This window comes from Microbacterium sp. NPDC080220 (assembly GCF_040686395.1).
Classification (GTDB): domain Bacteria; phylum Actinomycetota; class Actinomycetes; order Actinomycetales; family Microbacteriaceae; genus Microbacterium; species Microbacterium gawkjiense.
The window spans coordinates 103,338-121,773 of the sequence record NZ_JBFBOP010000007.1; the positions used below are offsets into that span (position 1 = coordinate 103,338).

General features: G+C 72.2%; 18 protein-coding genes. 9 read left to right on the forward strand and 9 right to left on the reverse strand.

The annotated features are described in order from the left end of the window. Positions 1 to 1,320: an NAD(P)-binding domain-containing protein gene (locus AB0P29_RS11875; RefSeq protein ID WP_363379979.1), complete on the reverse strand. Its 1,320-nt coding sequence runs from the start codon at positions 1,318 to 1,320 to the stop codon at positions 1 to 3. A gap of 91 nt (positions 1,321 to 1,411) precedes the next feature. Between AB0P29_RS11875 and AB0P29_RS11880 the strand changes: the two genes are divergently transcribed. The 6 genes from AB0P29_RS11880 to AB0P29_RS11905 all read left to right on the forward strand — a co-directional run bounded on the left by AB0P29_RS11880 (position 1,412) and on the right by AB0P29_RS11905 (position 6,488). Further along, positions 1,412 to 1,762, forward strand: a complete 351-nt coding sequence (locus AB0P29_RS11880; RefSeq protein ID WP_231872752.1) for a metalloregulator ArsR/SmtB family transcription factor — start codon at positions 1,412 to 1,414, stop codon at positions 1,760 to 1,762. After that, the gene (locus AB0P29_RS11885) at positions 1,759 to 2,262 is read left to right on the forward strand and encodes an N-acetyltransferase family protein (RefSeq protein ID WP_363379982.1); all 504 of its coding nucleotides are present in this window, start codon (positions 1,759 to 1,761) and stop codon (positions 2,260 to 2,262) included. The genes AB0P29_RS11880 and AB0P29_RS11885 overlap by 4 nt, the downstream gene beginning before the upstream one ends. A gap of 32 nt (positions 2,263 to 2,294) precedes the next feature. Further along, positions 2,295 to 2,600 (forward strand): biopolymer transporter Tol, encoded by a 306-nt coding sequence (locus tag AB0P29_RS11890; RefSeq protein ID WP_253035963.1) that lies wholly within the window; start codon positions 2,295 to 2,297, stop codon positions 2,598 to 2,600. Between the two features lie 99 nt (positions 2,601 to 2,699). After that, positions 2,700 to 3,731: an alpha/beta hydrolase gene (locus AB0P29_RS11895; protein ID WP_359918593.1), complete on the forward strand. Its 1,032-nt coding sequence runs from the start codon at positions 2,700 to 2,702 to the stop codon at positions 3,729 to 3,731. Between the two features lie 413 nt (positions 3,732 to 4,144). After that, positions 4,145 to 4,423, forward strand: a complete 279-nt coding sequence (locus tag AB0P29_RS11900; protein ID WP_064002669.1) for an HU family DNA-binding protein — start codon at positions 4,145 to 4,147, stop codon at positions 4,421 to 4,423. Positions 4,424 to 4,505: 82 nt separating this feature from the next. After that, the gene (locus AB0P29_RS11905; RefSeq protein WP_363379987.1) at positions 4,506 to 6,488 is read left to right on the forward strand and encodes a cytochrome c oxidase assembly protein; all 1,983 of its coding nucleotides are present in this window, start codon (positions 4,506 to 4,508) and stop codon (positions 6,486 to 6,488) included. 6 nt (positions 6,489 to 6,494) lie between these two features. Here the strand turns inward: AB0P29_RS11905 and AB0P29_RS11910 are convergent, their stop codons facing one another. Further along, complete coding sequence (locus AB0P29_RS11910; RefSeq protein ID WP_363379990.1) at positions 6,495 to 7,622, reverse strand: hypothetical protein; 1,128 nt, start codon at positions 7,620 to 7,622, stop codon at positions 6,495 to 6,497. A gap of 44 nt (positions 7,623 to 7,666) precedes the next feature. Between AB0P29_RS11910 and AB0P29_RS11915 the strand changes: the two genes are divergently transcribed. Continuing rightward, positions 7,667 to 9,049, forward strand: coding sequence for an AAA family ATPase (locus tag AB0P29_RS11915; protein ID WP_363379993.1), 1,383 nt, complete (start codon positions 7,667 to 7,669; stop codon positions 9,047 to 9,049). 22 nt (positions 9,050 to 9,071) lie between these two features. On the opposite strand, the gene AB0P29_RS11920 is transcribed toward AB0P29_RS11915, so the two are convergent. Together AB0P29_RS11920 and AB0P29_RS11925 are read right to left on the reverse strand one after the other, a co-directional pair. Next, positions 9,072 to 9,725 carry a biliverdin-producing heme oxygenase gene (locus AB0P29_RS11920; RefSeq protein ID WP_363379996.1) on the reverse strand — a complete coding sequence of 218 codons (654 nt, stop codon included), beginning with the start codon at positions 9,723 to 9,725 and terminating at the stop codon, positions 9,072 to 9,074. A 46-nt stretch (positions 9,726 to 9,771) separates the two neighbouring features. Beyond that, positions 9,772 to 10,083, reverse strand: a complete 312-nt coding sequence (locus AB0P29_RS11925; RefSeq protein ID WP_253035960.1) for a DUF2470 domain-containing protein — start codon at positions 10,081 to 10,083, stop codon at positions 9,772 to 9,774. Positions 10,084 to 10,176: 93 nt separating this feature from the next. Here AB0P29_RS11925 and AB0P29_RS11930 point away from each other — a divergent pair, with 93 nt between their 5' ends. Together AB0P29_RS11930 and AB0P29_RS11935 are read left to right on the forward strand one after the other, a co-directional pair. Next, positions 10,177 to 11,430, forward strand: coding sequence for a serine hydrolase domain-containing protein (locus AB0P29_RS11930; protein ID WP_311286383.1), 1,254 nt, complete (start codon positions 10,177 to 10,179; stop codon positions 11,428 to 11,430). Continuing rightward, positions 11,427 to 12,302 carry an EamA family transporter gene (locus tag AB0P29_RS11935; protein WP_253035958.1) on the forward strand — a complete coding sequence of 292 codons (876 nt, stop codon included), beginning with the start codon at positions 11,427 to 11,429 and terminating at the stop codon, positions 12,300 to 12,302. Before AB0P29_RS11930 ends, AB0P29_RS11935 begins: the two co-directional genes overlap by 4 nt. Positions 12,303 to 12,360: 58 nt before the next feature. Here AB0P29_RS11935 and AB0P29_RS11940 read toward each other — a convergent pair whose 3' ends face one another. Genes AB0P29_RS11940 through nirB form a run of 5 tightly spaced genes read right to left on the reverse strand, consistent with a single transcriptional unit; the run spans position 12,361 to position 18,386 of the window. Further along, positions 12,361 to 13,056 carry a CbiX/SirB N-terminal domain-containing protein gene (locus tag AB0P29_RS11940; RefSeq protein WP_363380001.1) on the reverse strand — a complete coding sequence of 232 codons (696 nt, stop codon included), beginning with the start codon at positions 13,054 to 13,056 and terminating at the stop codon, positions 12,361 to 12,363. After that, complete coding sequence (locus AB0P29_RS11945; RefSeq protein WP_363380003.1) at positions 13,053 to 14,198, reverse strand: uroporphyrinogen-III synthase; 1,146 nt, start codon at positions 14,196 to 14,198, stop codon at positions 13,053 to 13,055. The genes AB0P29_RS11940 and AB0P29_RS11945 overlap by 4 nt, the downstream gene beginning before the upstream one ends. Next, entirely contained in the window at positions 14,195 to 15,436 is a 1,242-nt protein-coding gene (gene cobA / locus AB0P29_RS11950; RefSeq protein ID WP_363380005.1) for a uroporphyrinogen-III C-methyltransferase, read from the reverse strand. The genes AB0P29_RS11945 and cobA overlap by 4 nt, the downstream gene beginning before the upstream one ends. Continuing rightward, complete coding sequence (gene nirD, locus AB0P29_RS11955; protein WP_311286379.1) at positions 15,433 to 15,810, reverse strand: nitrite reductase small subunit NirD; 378 nt, start codon at positions 15,808 to 15,810, stop codon at positions 15,433 to 15,435. The genes cobA and nirD overlap by 4 nt, the downstream gene beginning before the upstream one ends. Further along, positions 15,807 to 18,386: a nitrite reductase large subunit NirB gene (gene nirB, locus AB0P29_RS11960; RefSeq protein ID WP_363380007.1), complete on the reverse strand. Its 2,580-nt coding sequence runs from the start codon at positions 18,384 to 18,386 to the stop codon at positions 15,807 to 15,809. The genes nirD and nirB overlap by 4 nt, the downstream gene beginning before the upstream one ends. Positions 18,387 to 18,436: the final 50 nt, after the last annotated feature.

Consider the following 18,436-nt stretch of genomic DNA (forward strand, 5'->3'; position numbering starts at 1 on the left):
TCAGACGGATGCCGGGGACCGGCCGACCTGCAGCAACGCGGCGGGCGGGGCGCAACATGCACCACCGAGCGAGGAGCCGGCTGCGTCGAACAGTCCCGCACCCCCGCACACACCGGTGTCCGGCAGGGACAGCTCGACGCGGCGGGCGGCCTCGCGGTCGCCGGCGAGCTCCGCCACGACGCTCCGCACCTGCTCGTAGCCGGTCAGTGCGAGGAACGTCGGGGCGCGCCCGTACGACTTCGCTCCCACGAGGTAGAAGTCGGGTTCGGGCTGAGCGAGGTCCGCGGCACCGGTCGCGGCGACGGACCCGCAGGAGTGCACGTTGGGGTCGATCTCGGCGGCTATCCGGACGGGTGCCTGCAGCGTCGGGTCCAGCTCCAGCCGCAGCTCGGAGAGGAATGACAGATCGGGACGGAACCCGGTCAGCACGACCACCCGATCCGCAGTGAGGGTGCGGCCGTCCTCAGCGACCAGGACGGCGCTCTCGCCCGCGCGAGTGACACGCTCGACGCGGAACCCGGTGACGAGCGAGACGAGACCGGCGTCGACGTACTCCTTCGCCGTCTTCCCGAGCGCCCCGCGAGCGGGCAGCTCGTCGGCGTCGCCCCCGCCGAAGGTGTTGCCGGCCGTCGCTCGTCGCAGCGCCCACGTCACGGTGGTCGACGGATCGCGCCGCGCCATGCGCGCAAGGGCGAGGACAGCGGTGACAGCGGAGTGGCCGGAACCGATCACGACGGTGTGCGTGCCGGCGAACCCGGCTCGATCTCGGAAGTCCGGGATGCGGTACGAGAGCAGATCCGCTGCGGCAGTCTCTCCCAGCGCCGGGAGCCCGTCAGCGCCGGCGGGGTTCGGGGTGGCCCACGTGCCCGATGCGTCGATGACGGCACGAGCCTGCAGCCGATACTCCTCCCCCTCCGCGGGAGCGACGTGAACCGTGAACGGCTGATCCCCGCGTCCCGCGTCGACGAGCCGATCCCGGCCGAGACGGGACACGCCCGTGACGCGGGCGCCGAGGCGGATGCGATCGCCCAGGGCCGCTGCGAGGGGGGCGAGGTAGGTCTCGATCCACTGCTGTCCGGTGGGGTACCCCGCGGTCGGTGCCTGCCATCCGGTGGTGCTCAGGAGGCGCGCTGCGGCCGCGTCGATGAGTTCGGGCCACTCGGAGAACAACCGGACGTGCCCCCACTCGGCGACAGCGGCAGCCGGTGAAGCGCCGGCTTCGAGCACGACGACCGGCAGGCGCCGCTCGACCAGGTGTGCGGCCGCCGCCAGCCCCTGCGGGCCTGCGCCGATCACGACCACCGGCAATGCGTTCTCCATCTGGACCTTCCGATACACATCGACGAACCTCGATGGATCGAGAATGCCCAACGCATCGACAGATGTCAATACGACGTGGGAGGATGGCCCCATGCCCACGCATCTCCCGCTTCTCGCACCCACGGACGGGGCCGTGTGCTGCGGCACGGTCACGGGCAGTGTGATCTCCGTCGCGGATGCGGAGCGCACCGCGCGGGTCTTCAAAGCCCTCGGGGACCCGACCCGTGTGCGACTGCTCTCGCTCATCGCCGCATCCGACGATGGAGAGGCCTGCATCTGCGACCTCACCGAACCGGTGGGTCTGTCCCAGCCGACCGTCTCGCATCACATGAAGCAGCTCGTCGACGCGGGATTGGCCACCCGCGAGCAGCGCGGCCGTTGGGCCTACTACCGGGTCGTGACCGACGCCCTCGACGCGGCATCCCAGGCTCTTCGCCCATGACCCACGCGACCATCCGTGCCATGACTGCGAACGATTGGCTACAGGTGGAGTCGATCTACCGCGAAGGCATCGCCGCGGGAAACGCCACGTTCGAGAGCGAGCCCCCGTCGTGGAGCGACTTCGATCGAGGAAAGCTCCCTGTCGGCAGGCTCGTCGCGACAGACTCCGATGGCGCCGTGCTCGGCTGGATCGCCGCGTCCCGGGTCTCGGCGCGAGAGGTCTATCGAGGCGTCGTCGAACACTCCGTGTACGTCGCGCATGACGCCCGCGGGCGCGGGGTCGGGAGAGATCTCCTCGCCGCGTTCCTGAGCGAGGCCGCACCCGCCGGCATCTGGACGGTTCAAGCCAGCATCTTCCCCGAGAACACCGCCAGCCTCACTCTGCACGAGCGGGCCGGTTTCCGCCGCATCGGCCACCGCGAACGCGTCGCGTACATGACCTACGGCCCCTGGGCGGGCACCTGGCGCGACACGATCCTCATCGAACGCCGGCTGGGCTGAACGGTCCCGAAACCCTCTTTGGCGGATTGTCGATGGCGGATGACGCAGCTTCTGACGACGAGCGATGGCTTGTCATCAAGGGACGTCGATGGCGGCGCACCGACCCGTCGCTGCCCGCGGACCTCGTGGCGGCGCTGACCTCCCATCTCGGGCGCGGCAGATCAGGGGTGCGCCGCGCTCAGGGTGATCCGGATGCCACGGCAGCCGCCCGCAGACGCGTCGACCTGGCCAAGCACGGGCTCGGCGAGCGAGGTCCCTACTGGTGGGACGAGCCGGAGAGCGAGCGGCTGCACCGAGCGAGGCAGGCGCTCGCTGAGCTGGAGGGACTCGAGGACTGACGGGTCTCGACGCGTCGGCGCACCTCGCGGCATCCCTCACCGCGGTCGAGTCCGCGCCCGACGGGCCGGGGCTACGCTCGAACGGTCGGAGGGAGCCCCATGCCGTTGGATCCGTTCTTCCGCGAGCGACTGAGCACGCACCGCCGCTACCTCGTGAAGAAGGCGTGGACCGAGCTGACCGCGCGGTTCCGTCCGGCGAAGCCCGCACCCGCGGCATCCGCGTCAGCCACGAAGGCGAAGCCGCTCACGCCGCGCGAGCGGCACCGCCGCGCCGCCCTCAACTGGGACCGCATGGAACTGCGCACCGCCGGCATCCCGGGTCCCGACATGGAGACGACCGAGCACACCGTGCCGGTCGATGGGTACCCCGACGTCCGCATCCGCGTCTACCGCCCCGCCTCGGCCCCGACCCCGGCACCGGCGTGCCTCGTGATCGGCGGCGGTGCGTTCCGCATCGGCGGCATCGATTACCCGACGGCGGATGCCTCGTGTCGCCGCCGCGCCGACCGTTCCGGCGTCGTGCTCGTCGCGGTCGGCTACTCGCTCGCGCCCGAGCACCGCTACCCGACGCAGGTCGAGCAGGTCCACGCCGCGTGGGTGTGGCTGCACGCCCACGCCGCCGAACTCGGCCTCGATCCGGACCGGATCGGCCTGAACGGTGCCTCAGCGGGGGGATGCCTCGCGGCATCCCTCACTCTGATGAACCGCGACCGCGGGACCCGACAGGCGACCCTGCAGATCCTCGAAGTCCCCGTCACCGACCTCACCGGCCGCTGGATCGACCTGCGCGCGACGTACGCGCTCGGGGTGCCGGCGTTCATCGCGCTGCGCGAGCTGCGCTCGGTCGCCCGCACCTACCTCGGCGACCGGTCCCGCGCGCGCGAGCAGTACGCCTCGCCGATGCGCGCGGCGTCGCATGCGGGACTGCCGCCCGCCGTCATCCTCACCGCGGAGTACGACCCGCTCCGCCGCGACGGCGCGACGTACGCGGCGAAGCTCCGCGACGCCGGGGTCGACGCCAGCGCGACGCGCTACCTCGGCGTCACGCACGACACCCCTCTCTATGTGGGCGCGCTGCCTGCCGCGCGCCGCTGGGAGGACGACGTCGTCGCCGCCCTGCGCCGCATCTGACGCGGATGCCGCGACACCAACCGCGGAGTTTCGCCCCGCATCCAGCCGTCACCCCGCCCAGGCGCTCGGATCGCACCGATTTTCCGCGGTTGCTGCCGCTCGCCCGTCGCCTGCCGCATCCGAATCCCGCGCCGTTCTCCGAATCCGATGACAGGCGACGGATGCCGACGGCACACCCGCGCGCAAAAGCAACCCCTCCCGCGGAAATCCGCGGAATCCGCCCGAATCGGCAACATCAGCCTCAAAAACCCCTTCTGACACACGACACGCCGGTCGATTACGGCCCAGGTGACCGAAGATCCGCGGAATTCCGGGGTTCGTGGGTATATTCGGGACCGGTCGCAACGACCAACCGGCGGAATCCCGTCGGTCCGAGTAACTGAAGACGGCGACCCGCCGTCTGGAGGAGCACCATGGCCATCACCAAGACCGAACTCGTCGCCAGCATCGCCAGCGCCACCGGCGAGAGCCAGGCCACCGTCTCGCGCGTCGTCGACGGCCTGTTCTCGTCCGTCTCCGAGGCCGTCGCCAAGGGCGAGAAGGTCTCGATCCCGGGCTGGATCGCGTTCGAGCAGGTCGAGACCTCGGCTCGCACGGGCCGCAACCCGCAGACGGGTGCCGAGATCAACATCCCCGCTGGCAAGCGCGTCAAGGTCAGCGCCGGCTCGAAGCTGAAGGCTGCCGTCAAGTAAGACGCTGCAGACGTACGAAGGGGGATGCCGAGAGGCATCCCCCTTCGGCGTTCCCCCACCCGCCCGCGCGTAGGCTTGACGGGTGAACCCGCGTGCTCTCCGCTTCTCCGGCCCGGTGATCCTCGCGGGCGCGGGTCTCGTCGCGCTCCTCCTGGGCCTGGCCTACGGCGGCGGCGCCGCGCCGCTCGTGATCGGCGACCCCGGTCCAGTCGTCCGCTGGGGTCTCCCGGTGGCGGAGCTCGTCGTCAACCTCTCGGCCGCGCTCCTCGTCGGCTCGCTGGTGCTCGCGGTGTTCGCGTTCGCGTCGGGGTCGAAGGAGTTCGACCTGGCATTGGATGCCGCCTCCGCCGGCGCGGCGATCCTCACCGTCTCGGCGGGCACGACCGCCTACCTCACCTTCCTCAAGGTGATCCCGGCACGACCGAGCGCGGATGCGGCGTTCGGCGAGCAGCTCGGCCGCTTCCTCGTCGACACCGACCCCGGCCGCGCCTGGCTCATGACCACCGTCGCGGCAGCGGCGCTGACCGTCCTCGCGTTCGCCGTCCGCGGCTGGCTGGCGACCCTGCTGGTGACGATCCTCGCGATCGCCGCGATGGTGCCCATGGCGACCGCCGGCCACATCGGCAGCGAGGCGAACCACAACTCGGCCGTCACCTCGCTCTCGCTCCACATCATCGCGGCAGCGGCGTGGCTCGGCGGTCTGCTGCTGATCGTGCTGCTGCGACCCGTGCTGTCGCGCGACAAGCTGGTCGTCGTCCTGCAGCGCTACTCGAGCATCGCGCTCGCCGCCTTCATCGTGGTCACCCTCTCGGGTGTCGCCCGCGCCCTCATCGGGCTCGTCAGCCCCGCGAATGTCTTCTCGCCGTACGGCGCGCTCGTCATGGTCAAGGTCGGTGCCCTGCTCGCGCTGGGTGTGCTCGGCGCGATCTACCGCCGACGGCTGATCGCCGGCATCCGCGACACCGCCGTCGCCGCACGCTTCTGGACCCTCGTCGCCGTCGAGGTGCTCTTCATGGGCATCGCCTCGGGCGCGGCGGTCGCCCTCTCGCTCACCCCGCCGCCGGTCGATACGACGATCCCCACCGACGCGACGCCCGCAGAGGTGCTCACCGGGTCGCCGCTGCCGCCCGAGCTCACCCCGCTGCGCTTCGTGACGATGTGGGACGTCGACCCCATCTGGGCCTTCGCCGTCGGGTTCGGCCTGTTCTTCTACCTCGCGGGGGTGCGCCGGCTCGCCCGCCGCGGCGACCGCTGGCCGATCGGCCGCACCGTCCTGTGGGTGACCGGGCTCCTGCTCCTGCTGTACGTGACGTGCGGACCGGTCAACGCGTACCAGGACTACCTCTTCAGCATGCACATGGTCGGACACATGCTGCTGTCGATGGCGATCCCGATATGCCTCGTCTTCGGTGCGCCCGTGACCCTCGCGTCCCGCGCCATCCGCAAGCGCGACGACGGCACGCGCGGCGGCCGCGAGTGGATCCTCTGGGCCGTGCACAGCCCGTACGCGAAGATCATCACGCATCCGCTCGTGGCGGCGGCCCTGTTCATCGTGTCGCTCTGGGCGTTCTACTACACCGACATCTTCCGCTGGACGCTGTACGACCACCTCGGTCACGAGTGGATGGTGCTGCACTTCCTCACGGTCGGCTACCTCTTCGTCCTCTCGCTCGTCGGCATCGACCCCGTGCCCTACCGGCTGCCGCACGCCGGCCGCCTGCTGACCCTCATCGGCGTCATGGCGATGCACGCGTTCTTCGGCATCGCGATCATGATGTCGTCGGGACTGTTCGTCGCCGAGTGGTTCGGCTCGATGGGGCGGACGTGGGGTCTCGACCCGCTCGCCGACCAGTACATGGGCGGCGGCATCGCGTGGTCGATCGGCGAGATCCCGACGCTCATCCTCGCGATCGTCGTCGCCGTGCAGTGGAGCCGGTCCGACGAGCGACGCCAGCGACGCGACGACCGGCAGGCCGACCGCAGCGGCGATGCGGAGCTCGAGGCGTACAACGCCCGGCTCGCCGCGATCGCCGAACGGGATGCCCGGCGCGAAGCCGCGCGCTGAGCCCGGTCAGTCCGCGGCCGACACCGCGATCGACGCGGTGCCGTCGGGGAGGATCGTGATCTTGCCCGTCAGGAAGAACGGGACGAGTTCGGTCACGTCGTAGATCGAGCCGTCGAAGATCGACTGGATCTGCACGTCGATCTTCGCGACCGCCTGCGTCCGGGTGATCGCCCACCCGGCGCCGTCGGGCTCGAGGGTGACGACCGGGTTCTCCTCGATCGACCACGTGGGCGGCTCGACGATGCGGTTGCGCACGTAGTACCCGAAGGGGCATCCCGTCGGCTGCAGTACCTTCTGCGTCGCGCACTCCGCGAGGAACGCGTCGACCTCGCGCTGGACCACGCCGACGAACTCGTCGGTCGGCTCCGCCTGGAACGAGACCGGGATCTCGGCGAGCGGGGTGTCCGACAGCACGGCGACCCCGGGGCTCGTCGTCGCCGCGGTGTCGACGGTGATCGAGTAGAGCCCCGGCGAGAAGGCGAGCATCGGGATCGGCTCGAGCGGGTCGGCCTCCTCCGCCTCGGGCGAGACCTGACGCTTGTCGATCTCGAAGCCGTTCACCTCGAACTGCATCGACCCGCGCACGCCCAGCTCGATCACCGCGAGAGGGCTCTGCGCGAACCGCCAGCGGGGGAGGATGCCGCCCTCGTCGTCGTCGCGCTCGACCTCGAACGTCGTCTCGCCGGCGTGACCGCCCACGCGGTAGGTGACGGTGACGGCCGTCGTGCCGTCGGCATCCGTCTCCTCCGACACCGGCTCGACGTCGGACAGCGGCGTGAGGGTGCTGCCGCGCAGCAGCGCCGCGCTGGCATCGGCCGGCAGACCCGCGGCGGCGAGGTCCTTCGACGTGGCCGAGACGCCGGGCACGAGCAGGGCGTCGGTCGCGCGCCCGTCGGCGAGCAGGTGCAGGTAGTCGAGCACGAACGCGGTCGGGCTGTAGAGCTGGCGGTACAGGACGGCTGACGTCGCGCCGACGGCACCGAGGAAGAGGATGCCGACCACCCCCAGCACCGTCAGGTCGAACGCGAGCTTGCGGCGCCGACGGGGTCCGGCGACGGTGGCCGTGCGGGTGCGGGCCGCGGGGGCGTCGGGCGCGGCGGCATCCGTCACCGCCTCTTCCCCCTCGCGTTCCACACGCTCAGTCTAGGAAAGCCCGGCAAATAGCTAGCATTGTTCCGGTGAGCACGCCGCCCCTGTCTCCCGAACAGGACGCGCTTTTCCGTCTCATCGAGGACACCCGCGAACACGTGTTCGTCACGGGTCGTGCCGGCACCGGCAAGTCGACGCTGCTGCAGCACCTCGCGTGGAACACGAACAAGCAGATCGCCGTCTGCGCACCCACCGGCGTCGCCGCGCTCAACGTCGAGGGTCAGACGATCCACTCGCTGTTCAAACTGCCGATCGGCCTCATCGCCGACAGCGAGATCGAGCAGACCGACGCGACGCGCAAGATCCTCAACGCCATCGACACGCTCATCATCGACGAGGTGTCGATGGTCAACGCCGACGTCATGGACGCGATCGACCGGTCGCTGCGCCAGGCCCGCCGCCGACGCGCCGAGGCGTTCGGCGGGGTGCAGGTCGTCATGTTCGGCGACCCGTACCAGCTCTCCCCGGTGCCGACCCGCGGCGACGAGCTGCGCTACATCCAGGACCACTACCGCTCGTTCTGGTTCTTCGACGCGCAGGTGTGGGCAGGACCCCGAGCGGATGCCGGGGCGATCCGCTCGGACGGGCTGCTCGACCTCGGCCGGGTCGGCGCTCCGCTGCACATCGCCGAGCTGCGCGACATCCACCGCCAGTCCGACGACGCGTTCAAGGCGATGCTCAACGCCGTGCGCCACGGGATCGTGACGGCCGACATCGCGGGGGCCCTCAACGCGGCGGGAGCCCGCAAGCCCCCCGAGCCCGCCGCCGGCGAGGTGCCGATCATCACCCTCGCGACCCGCAACGACATCGTCTCGCGCATCAACCAGCGCCACCTCGACGCGCTGCCCGGTCCTGCCCAGACCGCCCGTGCCGAGATCAGCGGCGACTTCGGGCGCGGCGACGCCTACCCCGCCGACCAGGAGCTGCAGCTGAAGGTCGGGGCGCAGGTGATGTTCCTGCGCAACGACATCGGCGGGTTCGGCGGCGACGGTCCGCGCTGGGTCAACGGGTCGATCGGCACCGTCACGCGGATCGCGGGCGGCACCGTCCGCGTCGAGCTCGACGGCGAGGAGCACGACGTCGAACCGACGGTGTGGGAGAAGTTCCGCTACGCGTACGACCCCGGCACCCGCAAGCTCACCCGCGAGATCGTCGCCGAGTACACGCAGTTCCCGCTGCGTCTCGCGTGGGCGGTCACGATCCACAAGTCGCAGGGCAAGACGTACGACCGCGCGATCGTCGACCTCGGCAACGGGGCCTTCGCGCCAGGGCAGACCTACGTCGCGCTCTCGCGGCTGACCTCGCTCGAGGGGCTCTACCTGTCGCGCCCGCTGCGCCCCGCCGACATCCTCGTCGACCGCGACGTGCGGCGCTTCATGGCCGGGGTGCGGGCGGCGCAGAACGCGGGGTGAGCCGCGGCATCCGCTCGTCAGGTCAGGCGGCCGAGGTGCGTTTCGCGGCCGCGAGGTCGGCGAACAGCTCGGTGTTGAAGCGGTAGGCGAGCAGCACCTCGTCGATCACGCGCTCGCGCTCGGCGGCATCCCACGGCACCGCGTCGAGCTGCTCGCGGTAGACGTCCTTGAACGCGGCGGGATCGGCGATGTCGTCGAAGACGTAGAAGCCGATGCCGTTGGTCTCGAAGCCGAAGCGGCGCGACATGACCCGCGCGATGAACTGACCGCCCGACAGATCGCCGAGGTAGCGCGTGTAGTGATGGGCGACGAAGCCGCCCGGCCAGGTCGCACCGACCTCGGCGATGCGTGCGACGTAGCGGGCGGTCGTCGGCAGCGGCGCGATGCGCTCGCGCCAGTCGGTGCCGATGAGGAACTCCAGATCGGCCTCGAGAGCGGGCAGACGGGTCAGCTTGTCGCTGAGGAACCGGGATGCCACGGGGTCGCCGCTCATGCGGGCGGCCGCTGTCTCGAGCGCCTCGTAGATGAACCAGTGCTGCGCCACGAGGGCGACGTAGTCCTCGCGGGAACCCTCGCCGCGCATGAGGTCCGACATGAAGTCGGCGCCCTCGCTCGACGAGTGGGCGTCGGCGGAGCGGGCGCGGACGGCGGCGGAGAAGGGGACGGGCTCGGACATGGCCCCGAGCGTACAGTAAGGCTCAGCTAACCTGAAGGTCGGATATCTACGAATGCGGGCGGGGCTCCACGCCGAGCCGGGCGCAGGCCGCGTCGTAGAGCGCGACGATCTCGCGCCGGACCTCGGCGCGCTCGGTGATCGCGCCGCCGGGCCAGGGGATGCGGATGACGTCCTCAGCCCCGTCCGCGGTGATCACGTGCCACTCGCCCGCGTCGCCGTCGAAGGTCGTCATCGTCGCCGCGATGACGTCGGGGAGTGGCGAGAACGCGCGCGCGATGAGCACGTTGTCGTCGGTGTGGTCGGCGTTCATGTGGTGGAGCACGGCGCGCTGCACGGAGTCGTCGAAGACGGCGGTCATGCGCACAGCCTAGGAGGGTGCGGTCGTGCGAACGGGAGGTGGCCGACGGGTGTGCTGTAATCATGGGACGGGAAAGACGGGGGTGATCTGCGCGTGGCAGGACGAGTGTCGAGGCGAGTGGTCGCAGCGGTGACGGCGCTCGGTCTCGCGATCGGTCTCGGAGCGTGCTCACCCGGACCCGCGCGGATCGACATCGGCGTCGACCAGGTCGACGGGGCGCTCCCGTCGGATCTGACCGACCAGATGCAGACCTTGACCGAGACGGCGATGACCGCCGTCGGCGCGAGCGGGGCCATCGTCTCGGTGTCGGTGCCCTGGTCGGGCCAGTGGGTCGCCGGTGTCGGCACCTCGGGTGAGGGCGGCCCGAAGGTCGACCCCGCGATGACCTTCAAAGCTGTCAACGTCACCCGCGCGATGACCTGCGACGTCCTGTACGCCCTCGTCGAGAAGGGCACCGTCGCCCTCGACGACAGCATCGCGGAGTACGTCGACTCCTACCCGGCCGAGAGCGACATCACCCTCGGCGAGCTGTGCGACAGCACGAGCGGACTGCACGGGTACCTCGGCGCGATCTTCGAACGGGTCCTCGCGACGCCCGAGCGCACCTGGAACCCGCGCGAGCTCGTCGCCTACGGCCTCGGCCAGCCGCGCGCCTTCGAGCCCGGCGCGCGCTTCGCGGAGTCCGACACCGGGTACGTGCTGCTCGGCATCGTGCTCGAGCGTGCCGCGAACACGCCTCTGAACGAGCTCTTCGACGAGTACGTCTTCCAGCCGCTCGGGATGACCTCCAGCTCCTTGCCCGCCGGGGTCGGCGGCGGCGACCGGCTGAAGGGCTCGTACCTCGCGTCCGGTGAGGACGGCAAGGCCGACTGCAGCGCCCCGACGGACATGACGGACCTCACCTCCAGCGTCGGCGCAGCGGCGGCCGGCGCCGTGTCGAGCGTCGCGGACCTCTCGACCTACGTCCGCGCCCTCGCCGTCGGCGCCCGCCCCTACGACGTCGAACAGCGCCTCGCCGACGCCCGTCCCGTCGCCGACTCGCAGCCCACCTGGTTCACGGCCAAGGGCGGCACGTATCAGGGCGACAGCCTCGTCGGGCAGTACGGCTCCCTCCCGGGCTACATGGTCGCGGCCTTCGCCGACCGTGAGACGGGGATGTCGGTCGTCGTCGTGCTCAACGACTCGCGCGCGTCGTCGAACGTCGCGCGCCTGCTCGCCTGGCAGCTCGCCGCCCTCGCGTCGAAGGCTCCTGCCGCCGACGGTCGCACGGCTCCCGAGCTGGGCCTGCCGTGGACGGTCGAGAGCCTCGGCGAGGAGCTCGCCGGCTACGCCATCTGCGGCGAGTGACCACACGCACCGCCCCGACGACCGCGGTCGTCCTGGTGGTCGTCGGCCTCTGCTGCCAGGAGGTCGGTGCCTCGCTCGCCGTCCTGCTGTTCCCGCAGGTCGGCCCGCTCGGGATGGTGATGCTGCGCCTCGTGTTCTCGGCGCTCATCCTGTGGCTCATCGCCCGTCCGTCGCTGCGCGGGCACAGCCGCGCCGCGTGGACCGCCGTCGTGCAGCTCGGCGTCGCGCTCGCCGTCATGAACGGCTTCTTCTACCTCGCGCTCGAACGGCTCGCGCTCGGCGTGACGGTCACGATCGAGATCCTCGGACCGCTGGCGCTCTCGATCATCGCGAGCCGGCGCGCGTCGGCGTGGCTGTGGGCAGGGCTGGCGCTCGTCGGCGTCGTCGCGCTCGGCGGCGGCGGCTTCGACCGGCTCGATCCCCTCGGGGTCGTCTTCGCCCTGGGCGCCGCCGTCAGCTGGGCGTTCTACATCCTCGCCTCGGCGAAGGTGGGCGCCGCCATCCCCAAGCTCGACGGCCTGGCGCTCGCGATGGCGGTCGGTGCCGTCCTGTCGCTGCCCTTCGGGATCGTGGATGCCGGTGCGTCACTGCTGCGCCTCGACCTCGTCGCGCTCGGCGCCGCCGTCGCGGTGCTGTCGTCGACCATCCCGTACGCGCTCGAACTCATCGCGCTGCGCCGACTGCCCGCGGCGGCGTTCTCGATCCTCATGGCCTTGGCCCCCGCGACGGCGTCGTTCGCCGGGTTCCTGCTGCTCGGCCAGCACCTGAGCCTGCTCGAGGTCGCGGGCATCGCGCTCGTTATCGTCGCGTCGATCGGCGCCGTCCGTGCCGCCGGCCGCCGCGCACGCGACGTCGCCGAGCCCGTCGGCTGAGGCGCCGGGGGTTCGCGGGCGGCGCGGCGGATGCGGCGCGCGCGGCGCGCGGGATGGGTCAGGCGGCGCGGGTGAGCGCGGCGGCGGCGGCGAGGTAGCGCTCGACGACGACCCGGGCGACGAGGTCGTCGGGCGCCAGCGGCGCGGTGACGAGGTCGGCGCCGGATCGGGCGATGACGTCGGCGAAGAAGCCGGGGGCGAGGACGTAGCTCGCGGCCACGACGCGGGGGGCACCGGCATCCCGCGCCGCAGCGACGGCGGCCCCGATGCGGGTTCCCGCGCCCGCGGCGAAGCCGACCGACACCGGGCCGTCGACGCGCTCGCGCAGCAGGTCGGCCATCGCGACGACGTCGACGGATGCTGCGGGGTCGGTCGATCCCGCCGCCGCGAGCACCACCGCGTCGCCGGGAGCCGTCCCCGCCTCGCGCAGTCGCGTCGCGAGCAGGTCGGCGAGCAGCGGATGCGGCCCGAGCGGCGCCGTGGCGGAGGCGCGGCCCCCGGCATCCGTCACCGCGCGAGCGATGTCGACCTTCGTGTGGAACCCCGTCGACAGCAGGAGGGGGACGACGACCGCGGCGCGCGGGGCGGTCGCCCGCACGACGTCGTCGATCTCGGGCTGCTGCACGTCGACGAACGCTTCCTCGACGGCGACGTGCGGAAGGAGCAGCCGCACCTTCTCGACGAGGGCCGAGATGGCGGTGCGTCCGGCGAGCGAACTGGTCCCGTGTGAGCAGGCGATGAGGACGGGCGTCACGGTGATCCTTCCGGGGCGAGGACGTCGAGGCGGTACCCGCGCTTGACGACGGTACGGATGAGGGTCGGGATGCCGAGGGCTTCGCGCGTACGCGCGATCGCCACGTCGACGGCGTGGGCGCTGTCGGCACCCGAGCGTGGCAGGGCGGCGGCGAGTTCGGCCCGCCCGACGACGCCGCCGCGGGCGGCGAAGAGCATCGCGAGGATCGACGCCGACGTGCGCGACAGGGGCAGCACGGCACCGTCGAGGACGGCGGCGCCGCTGCGCAGCTCGAGGCGCCCAACGGGCGTGGCGAGCGACGGCGCGCCCCCGCCGCCGAAGTGGGTGACGACGGCGCGGACGAGCGAGCCGAGCCGGCCGCGCTCGGCGACGAGCGGCGCGGCTCCCACGGCGACGAGGGGGCCTGCAGTGATCGGGCCGACGGCCGCGAGCAGGAGGGTGCCGTCGGCCGAGCGCTGCACGACGTCCTCCAGCACGCCCTCGCGCCGCGCGGTCTCGATCCACTCCGCGGCCCCCGGCGCGGAGGTGAACAGCACGGCGTCGACCTCGCCCTGCGCGGTCTGGACCACCGAGCGCGCGACCGCGGCGGCATCGGGCGGTGGCCCCCAGCGGTAGACCGTCAGGCTCACGACGTCGGCGCCCGCCTCGGTGAACAGCTCGTCGAGGCCGTCCGCGCCCGAGCCGTGGTGCTGCACCGCGACGCGGCGCCCCTCGAGACCCTCGGCGAGCAGGAAGGCGCCGAGCTCCTCGGAGGTCTCGGACTCGGCGACCCAGTCCGCCGCCAACCCGGCCTGCTGGATCGCGCCGCGCGCCTTGGGGCCGCGTGCGACGATCTGCGCCCCCGCGAGCGCCTCGTGCAGCGCGCCCTGCAGGCCCGCCTCGTCGGCGGCCTCCATCCACCCGCGGAACCCGACCCCCGTCGTCGCCACGACGATGTCGGGCGGAGTGTTGATCAGCTCGCGCGTCGCCCCGATGAGCGCCTCGTCGTCGATGTGCGACACGATCGTGAGCGCCGGAGCGTGACGGACGGTCGCCCCGTGCCGCTCCAACGCCGACGCGAGCTCGGCGGATCGACGATCGACGGCGATGACGATCGTCGATCCGCCGAGCGCGGCCGAGAGGGCGGGGCGGGGGGTCGTCACCGGTCGGAATCCCCTCCTCCCGCCGAGACCGCGGCCGCGTCGGGCAGGAGCAGGCCCGCGGCGGCGACCTCGCCCACCACGATGACGGCGGGATTGCTCACGCCGGCGGCCGCGGCATCCGTCACCGCGGCCGACAGGGTCGTACGGGTCGTCCGCTGCGTGGGGGTGTGACCCCGTTCGACGATCGCGACGGGCCGGTGCGCGGGCGCCCCGGCCGCGAGCGCGGCGGCGACGAGCTTCGGCAGGGCCGCGACGCCCATGAGCACGACGGTAGTCACGGTGTCGTCGGCCAGCGCGGCGCGCGTCGCCGCCGACACCGGGCCCTGGCCCATCGTCACGTGCAGTCCCGCGGCGGTGCCGCGATGGGTGACCGGGATGCCGGCGGCCTGGGGCACCGACACGACACTCGTCAGCCCGGGCACCACCTCGACCGGGACGCCCGCCGCGAGGCACGCGGCGACCTCCTCGCCGCCGCGGCCGTAGACGAACGGGTCGCCGCCCTTCAGGCGGACGACGCGCTTGCCGGCGCGCGCGTGGGCGACGAGGATCGCGTTGATCTCCTCCTGCGGCACGGGGTGGTGGCCGGGCGCCTTGCCGACGTCGATCACCTCGACGTCGGGGTCGAGTTCGGCGAGGACGTCGGTCGGTCCGAGCCGGTCGGCGACGACGACGTCGGCCTCGGCGAGCAGCCGGCGACCGCGGACGGTCATGAGGTCGGCGGGACCGGGGCCGCCGCCCACGAGGTCGACGCGACCGGCGGCGGTGCGACGGCGCCGCAGGGGCAGCATCCCGTCGCGCAGCGCCCCCGCGATCGCGTCGCGCAGCCGCGCGGACCGGCGCGGGTCGACGCCGGCGTCGGACGCGACGGCGACGATCACGTCGCCCGACCGGGTCTCGGCGCTCAGGCGGGCCGACCCGTGGGCGCCGTCCGACGCGTTGACGCAGAACACGCGCACGGCGTCGCACCACGCCGCGACGGCGGAGTCGACGGATGCGTCGCCTGTCGCCGCGTGGACGAGCCAGGCATCCGTCACGTCGTCCTGACGGGCGGGGCGCGGGACCCACGTCACGCGGCCGGCGGCGACGTGCGCGCGCAGGGCGTCGCCGAGCGCCGGCGCGACCACCGTCACGAGCGCGCCCTCGTCGAGGAAGCGGCCGACGCGCCGCCCGGCGACGGCGCCGCCGCCCACGAACACGACGCGGCGCCCGGTGAGCGAAAGCCCCAGAAGGGTGGTCATCGCTGCTCCTCCCGGACGTAGACGATGCCGTCCTCGACGGCGGCGGGCCACACCCGAAGCGTCTTCGCATCCTTGCCCTGCGTCTCGAGGCAGACCCCGGTGCGCAGGTCGAAGACCTGCTTGTACATCGGCGACGCCACCGTCGGGACCTCGCCCCGGGTGCCGACGATGCCGCGCGAGATGACGTTGGCGCCGCTGTACGGGTCGAGGTTCTGCACGGCGTGCACCCGGCCCGCGTGGGTGACGAAGAGGGCGATCTGCTCGTCGCCGAGCAGCGCGGCCCGGCCGCGCTCGACCTCGAGGTCGGCGAGCGCGCAGACCGCGGTCCAGCCGGCCGGCACCGCGGCATCCGTCTCGTGCACCATCATCGTCATCGCCGCACCTCCAGGGTCGTCCCCGCGATGAGGACGCGGCCGTCCTCGCGCTCCTCCGCCGTCGCGGGACGCGCCTGCCCGCGCTCGACCGTGTACGCGAGCGAGGGGTCGGGGGTGGTCGGGGCGTTGACGAACGACGCGAAGCGGCGGAGCTTCTCGGGGTCGTCGAGCGTCGCCTTCCACTCGTCCTCGTAGTTGTCGAGGTGGCGGGCCATGGCGGCATCCAGATCCGCGCAGATGCCCAGCGAGTCGTCGAAGATCACGCGGCGCAGCTCGTCGATGCCGCCCTCGAGGTCCTCGAACCAGGGGGCGGTGCGCTGCAGGCGGTCGGCCGTGAACACGTAGTACATGAGGAAGCGGTCGATCGCCTGCAGCAGCCCGGCGTCGTCGAGTCCCTCGGCCAGGAGCACCGCGTGGCGGGGCGTGAAGCCGCCGTTGCCGCCGACGTACATGTTCCAGCCGGCCTCGGTCGCGATGACGCCGACGTCCTTACCGCGGGCCTCGGCGCACTCGCGGGCGCAGCCCGAGACGCCGAGCTTGATCTTGTGCGGCGAGCGCAGCCCGCGGTAGCGCAGCTCGAGCTGCACCGCCATGCCGACCGAGTCCTGCACGCCGTACCGGCACCAGGTCGACCCGACGCAGGACTTCACCGTGCGGAGCGACTTGCCGTAGGCGTGGCCCGACTCGAAGCCCGCGTCGACCAGTCGCTTCCAGATCTCGGGCAGCTGCTCGAGCCTCGCGCCGAACATGTCGATGCGCTGGCCGCCGGTGATCTTCGTGTACAGCCCGAAGTCCTGCGCGACCTGCCCGATGACGACCAGTCCCTCAGGGGTGATCTCGCCGCCCGGGATGCGCGGGACGACCGAGTAGCTGCCGTCCTTCTGCATGTTGGCCATGACGTGGTCGTTGGTGTCCTGGAGGGTCGCGTTCTCGCCGTCGAGCACGTGCCGGCCGGTGAGGGTCGACAGGATGCTGGCGAGCACCGGCTTGCAGATGTCGCAGCCGCGGCCGGTGCCGAACCGGTCGATGACGGCGCTGAAGGTCGACAGTCCCGAGACGCGGACTGCGTCGAAGAGCTGCCGCCGCGACATCGCGAAGTGCTCGCACAGCGCGGTGCTGAGCGCGGCGCCGGTCTTCGCGAGCTCGCTGCCGAGCAGCTTCGTGATCATGCCGACGCACGACCCGCACGCCGCGCCCGCCTTCGTGCAGGCCTTGATGCCCTTCACGTCGGTGCAGCCCTCGTTGTGGACGGCCGAGCGGATGCCGCCGGCCGTGACGCTGTTGCAGGAGCACACGAGCGCCTCATCGGGCAGGTCGCCCGTCGGGGCGGCGACGCCATCGGAGGGCAGGAGGTAGGCGACGGGGTCGCCGCCGAGGGCGCCGCCGACGAGGGGACGGAGCGACCCGTACGCCGACGCGTCGCCGACGAGGATGCCGCCGAGCAGGGTCTTCGCGTCGTCCGAGACGACGAGTTTCTTGTAGACCCCCGCGATCGGGTCGGCGTAGACGACATCGAGGGCGCCGGGTGTTTCGGCGAACGCGTCGCCGAAGCTCGCGACGTCGACGCCCGACAGCTTGAGCTTCGTCGACACGTCGAAGCCCGCGAACGAGGCTTCGAGCCCCAGCAGGCGCGCCGCGGCGACTTCGGCCATGGCGTAGCCGGGGGCGACGAGACCGACGCACTGGCCCTCGAAGCTGGCGACCTCGCCGATCGCGAGGATCGCCGGGTCGGAGGTGTCGCAGCCGGCGTCGATGACGACACCGCCGCGCGGGTCGACGGCGAGCCCGGCCGTGCGGGCCAGTTCGTCGCGCGGGCGGACGCCGACGGTGAAGACGACGACGTCTGTGCGCTCCCACGACCCGTCGCGGAACTCGAGCCCGACGACCTGCCCGCTGCGGTCGGCGTCGAGGCGCGTCGTGATCGCCGATGTGCGCACGCCGATCCCGCGCTGCTCGATGAGCCGGCGCAGGGCGTCGCCGGCAGGCAGGTCGAGCTGCGCCGACATGAGCCGGTCGGACGACTGCACGACGGTGCAGTCGACGTCGAGGCCCTGCAGCGCGCCGGCCGCCTCGAGGCCGAGCAGTCCGCCCCCGATGACCGTGCCGACCAGGCGGCGGCCGAGCTCGGCCGACCGGCGCTGCACGAACCGCTCGAGGGCCTCGACGTCGTCGAGCGTGCGGTAGACGAAGCAGCCGTCGTGGTCGTACCCGTCGACCGCGAGCCGGGCGGCGTACGAACCTGTCGCGAGCACCAGCCGGTCGTAGGCGATGCGCTCGCCGCGGTCGGTGACGACCTCGGCGCGCTCGCGCTCGATCCGCGTGACGGCGACGCCGCGCAGGAACCGCACCCGCTCGTCCGAGAGCGGACCCCCGTCGAGGGCGAGGTCGTCGGCCGACGCCCCGGCGAAGAAGGACGTGAGACCGACCCGGTCGTAGGGATGCCGCTGCTCCTCACCGATCACGGTGATCCGCCACGGCTCGTCGGTGCGGCTGAGCAGGCTCTCGACGAAGCGGTGCGCGACCATCCCGGCACCGACCACGACCACGTGGGGCGGGGTGGGGCCGGTGGAGCTCATGTCGTGACGGTATGCGGGCGAGGTTGCCTGCGTGGTCACGTCGTGTTGCA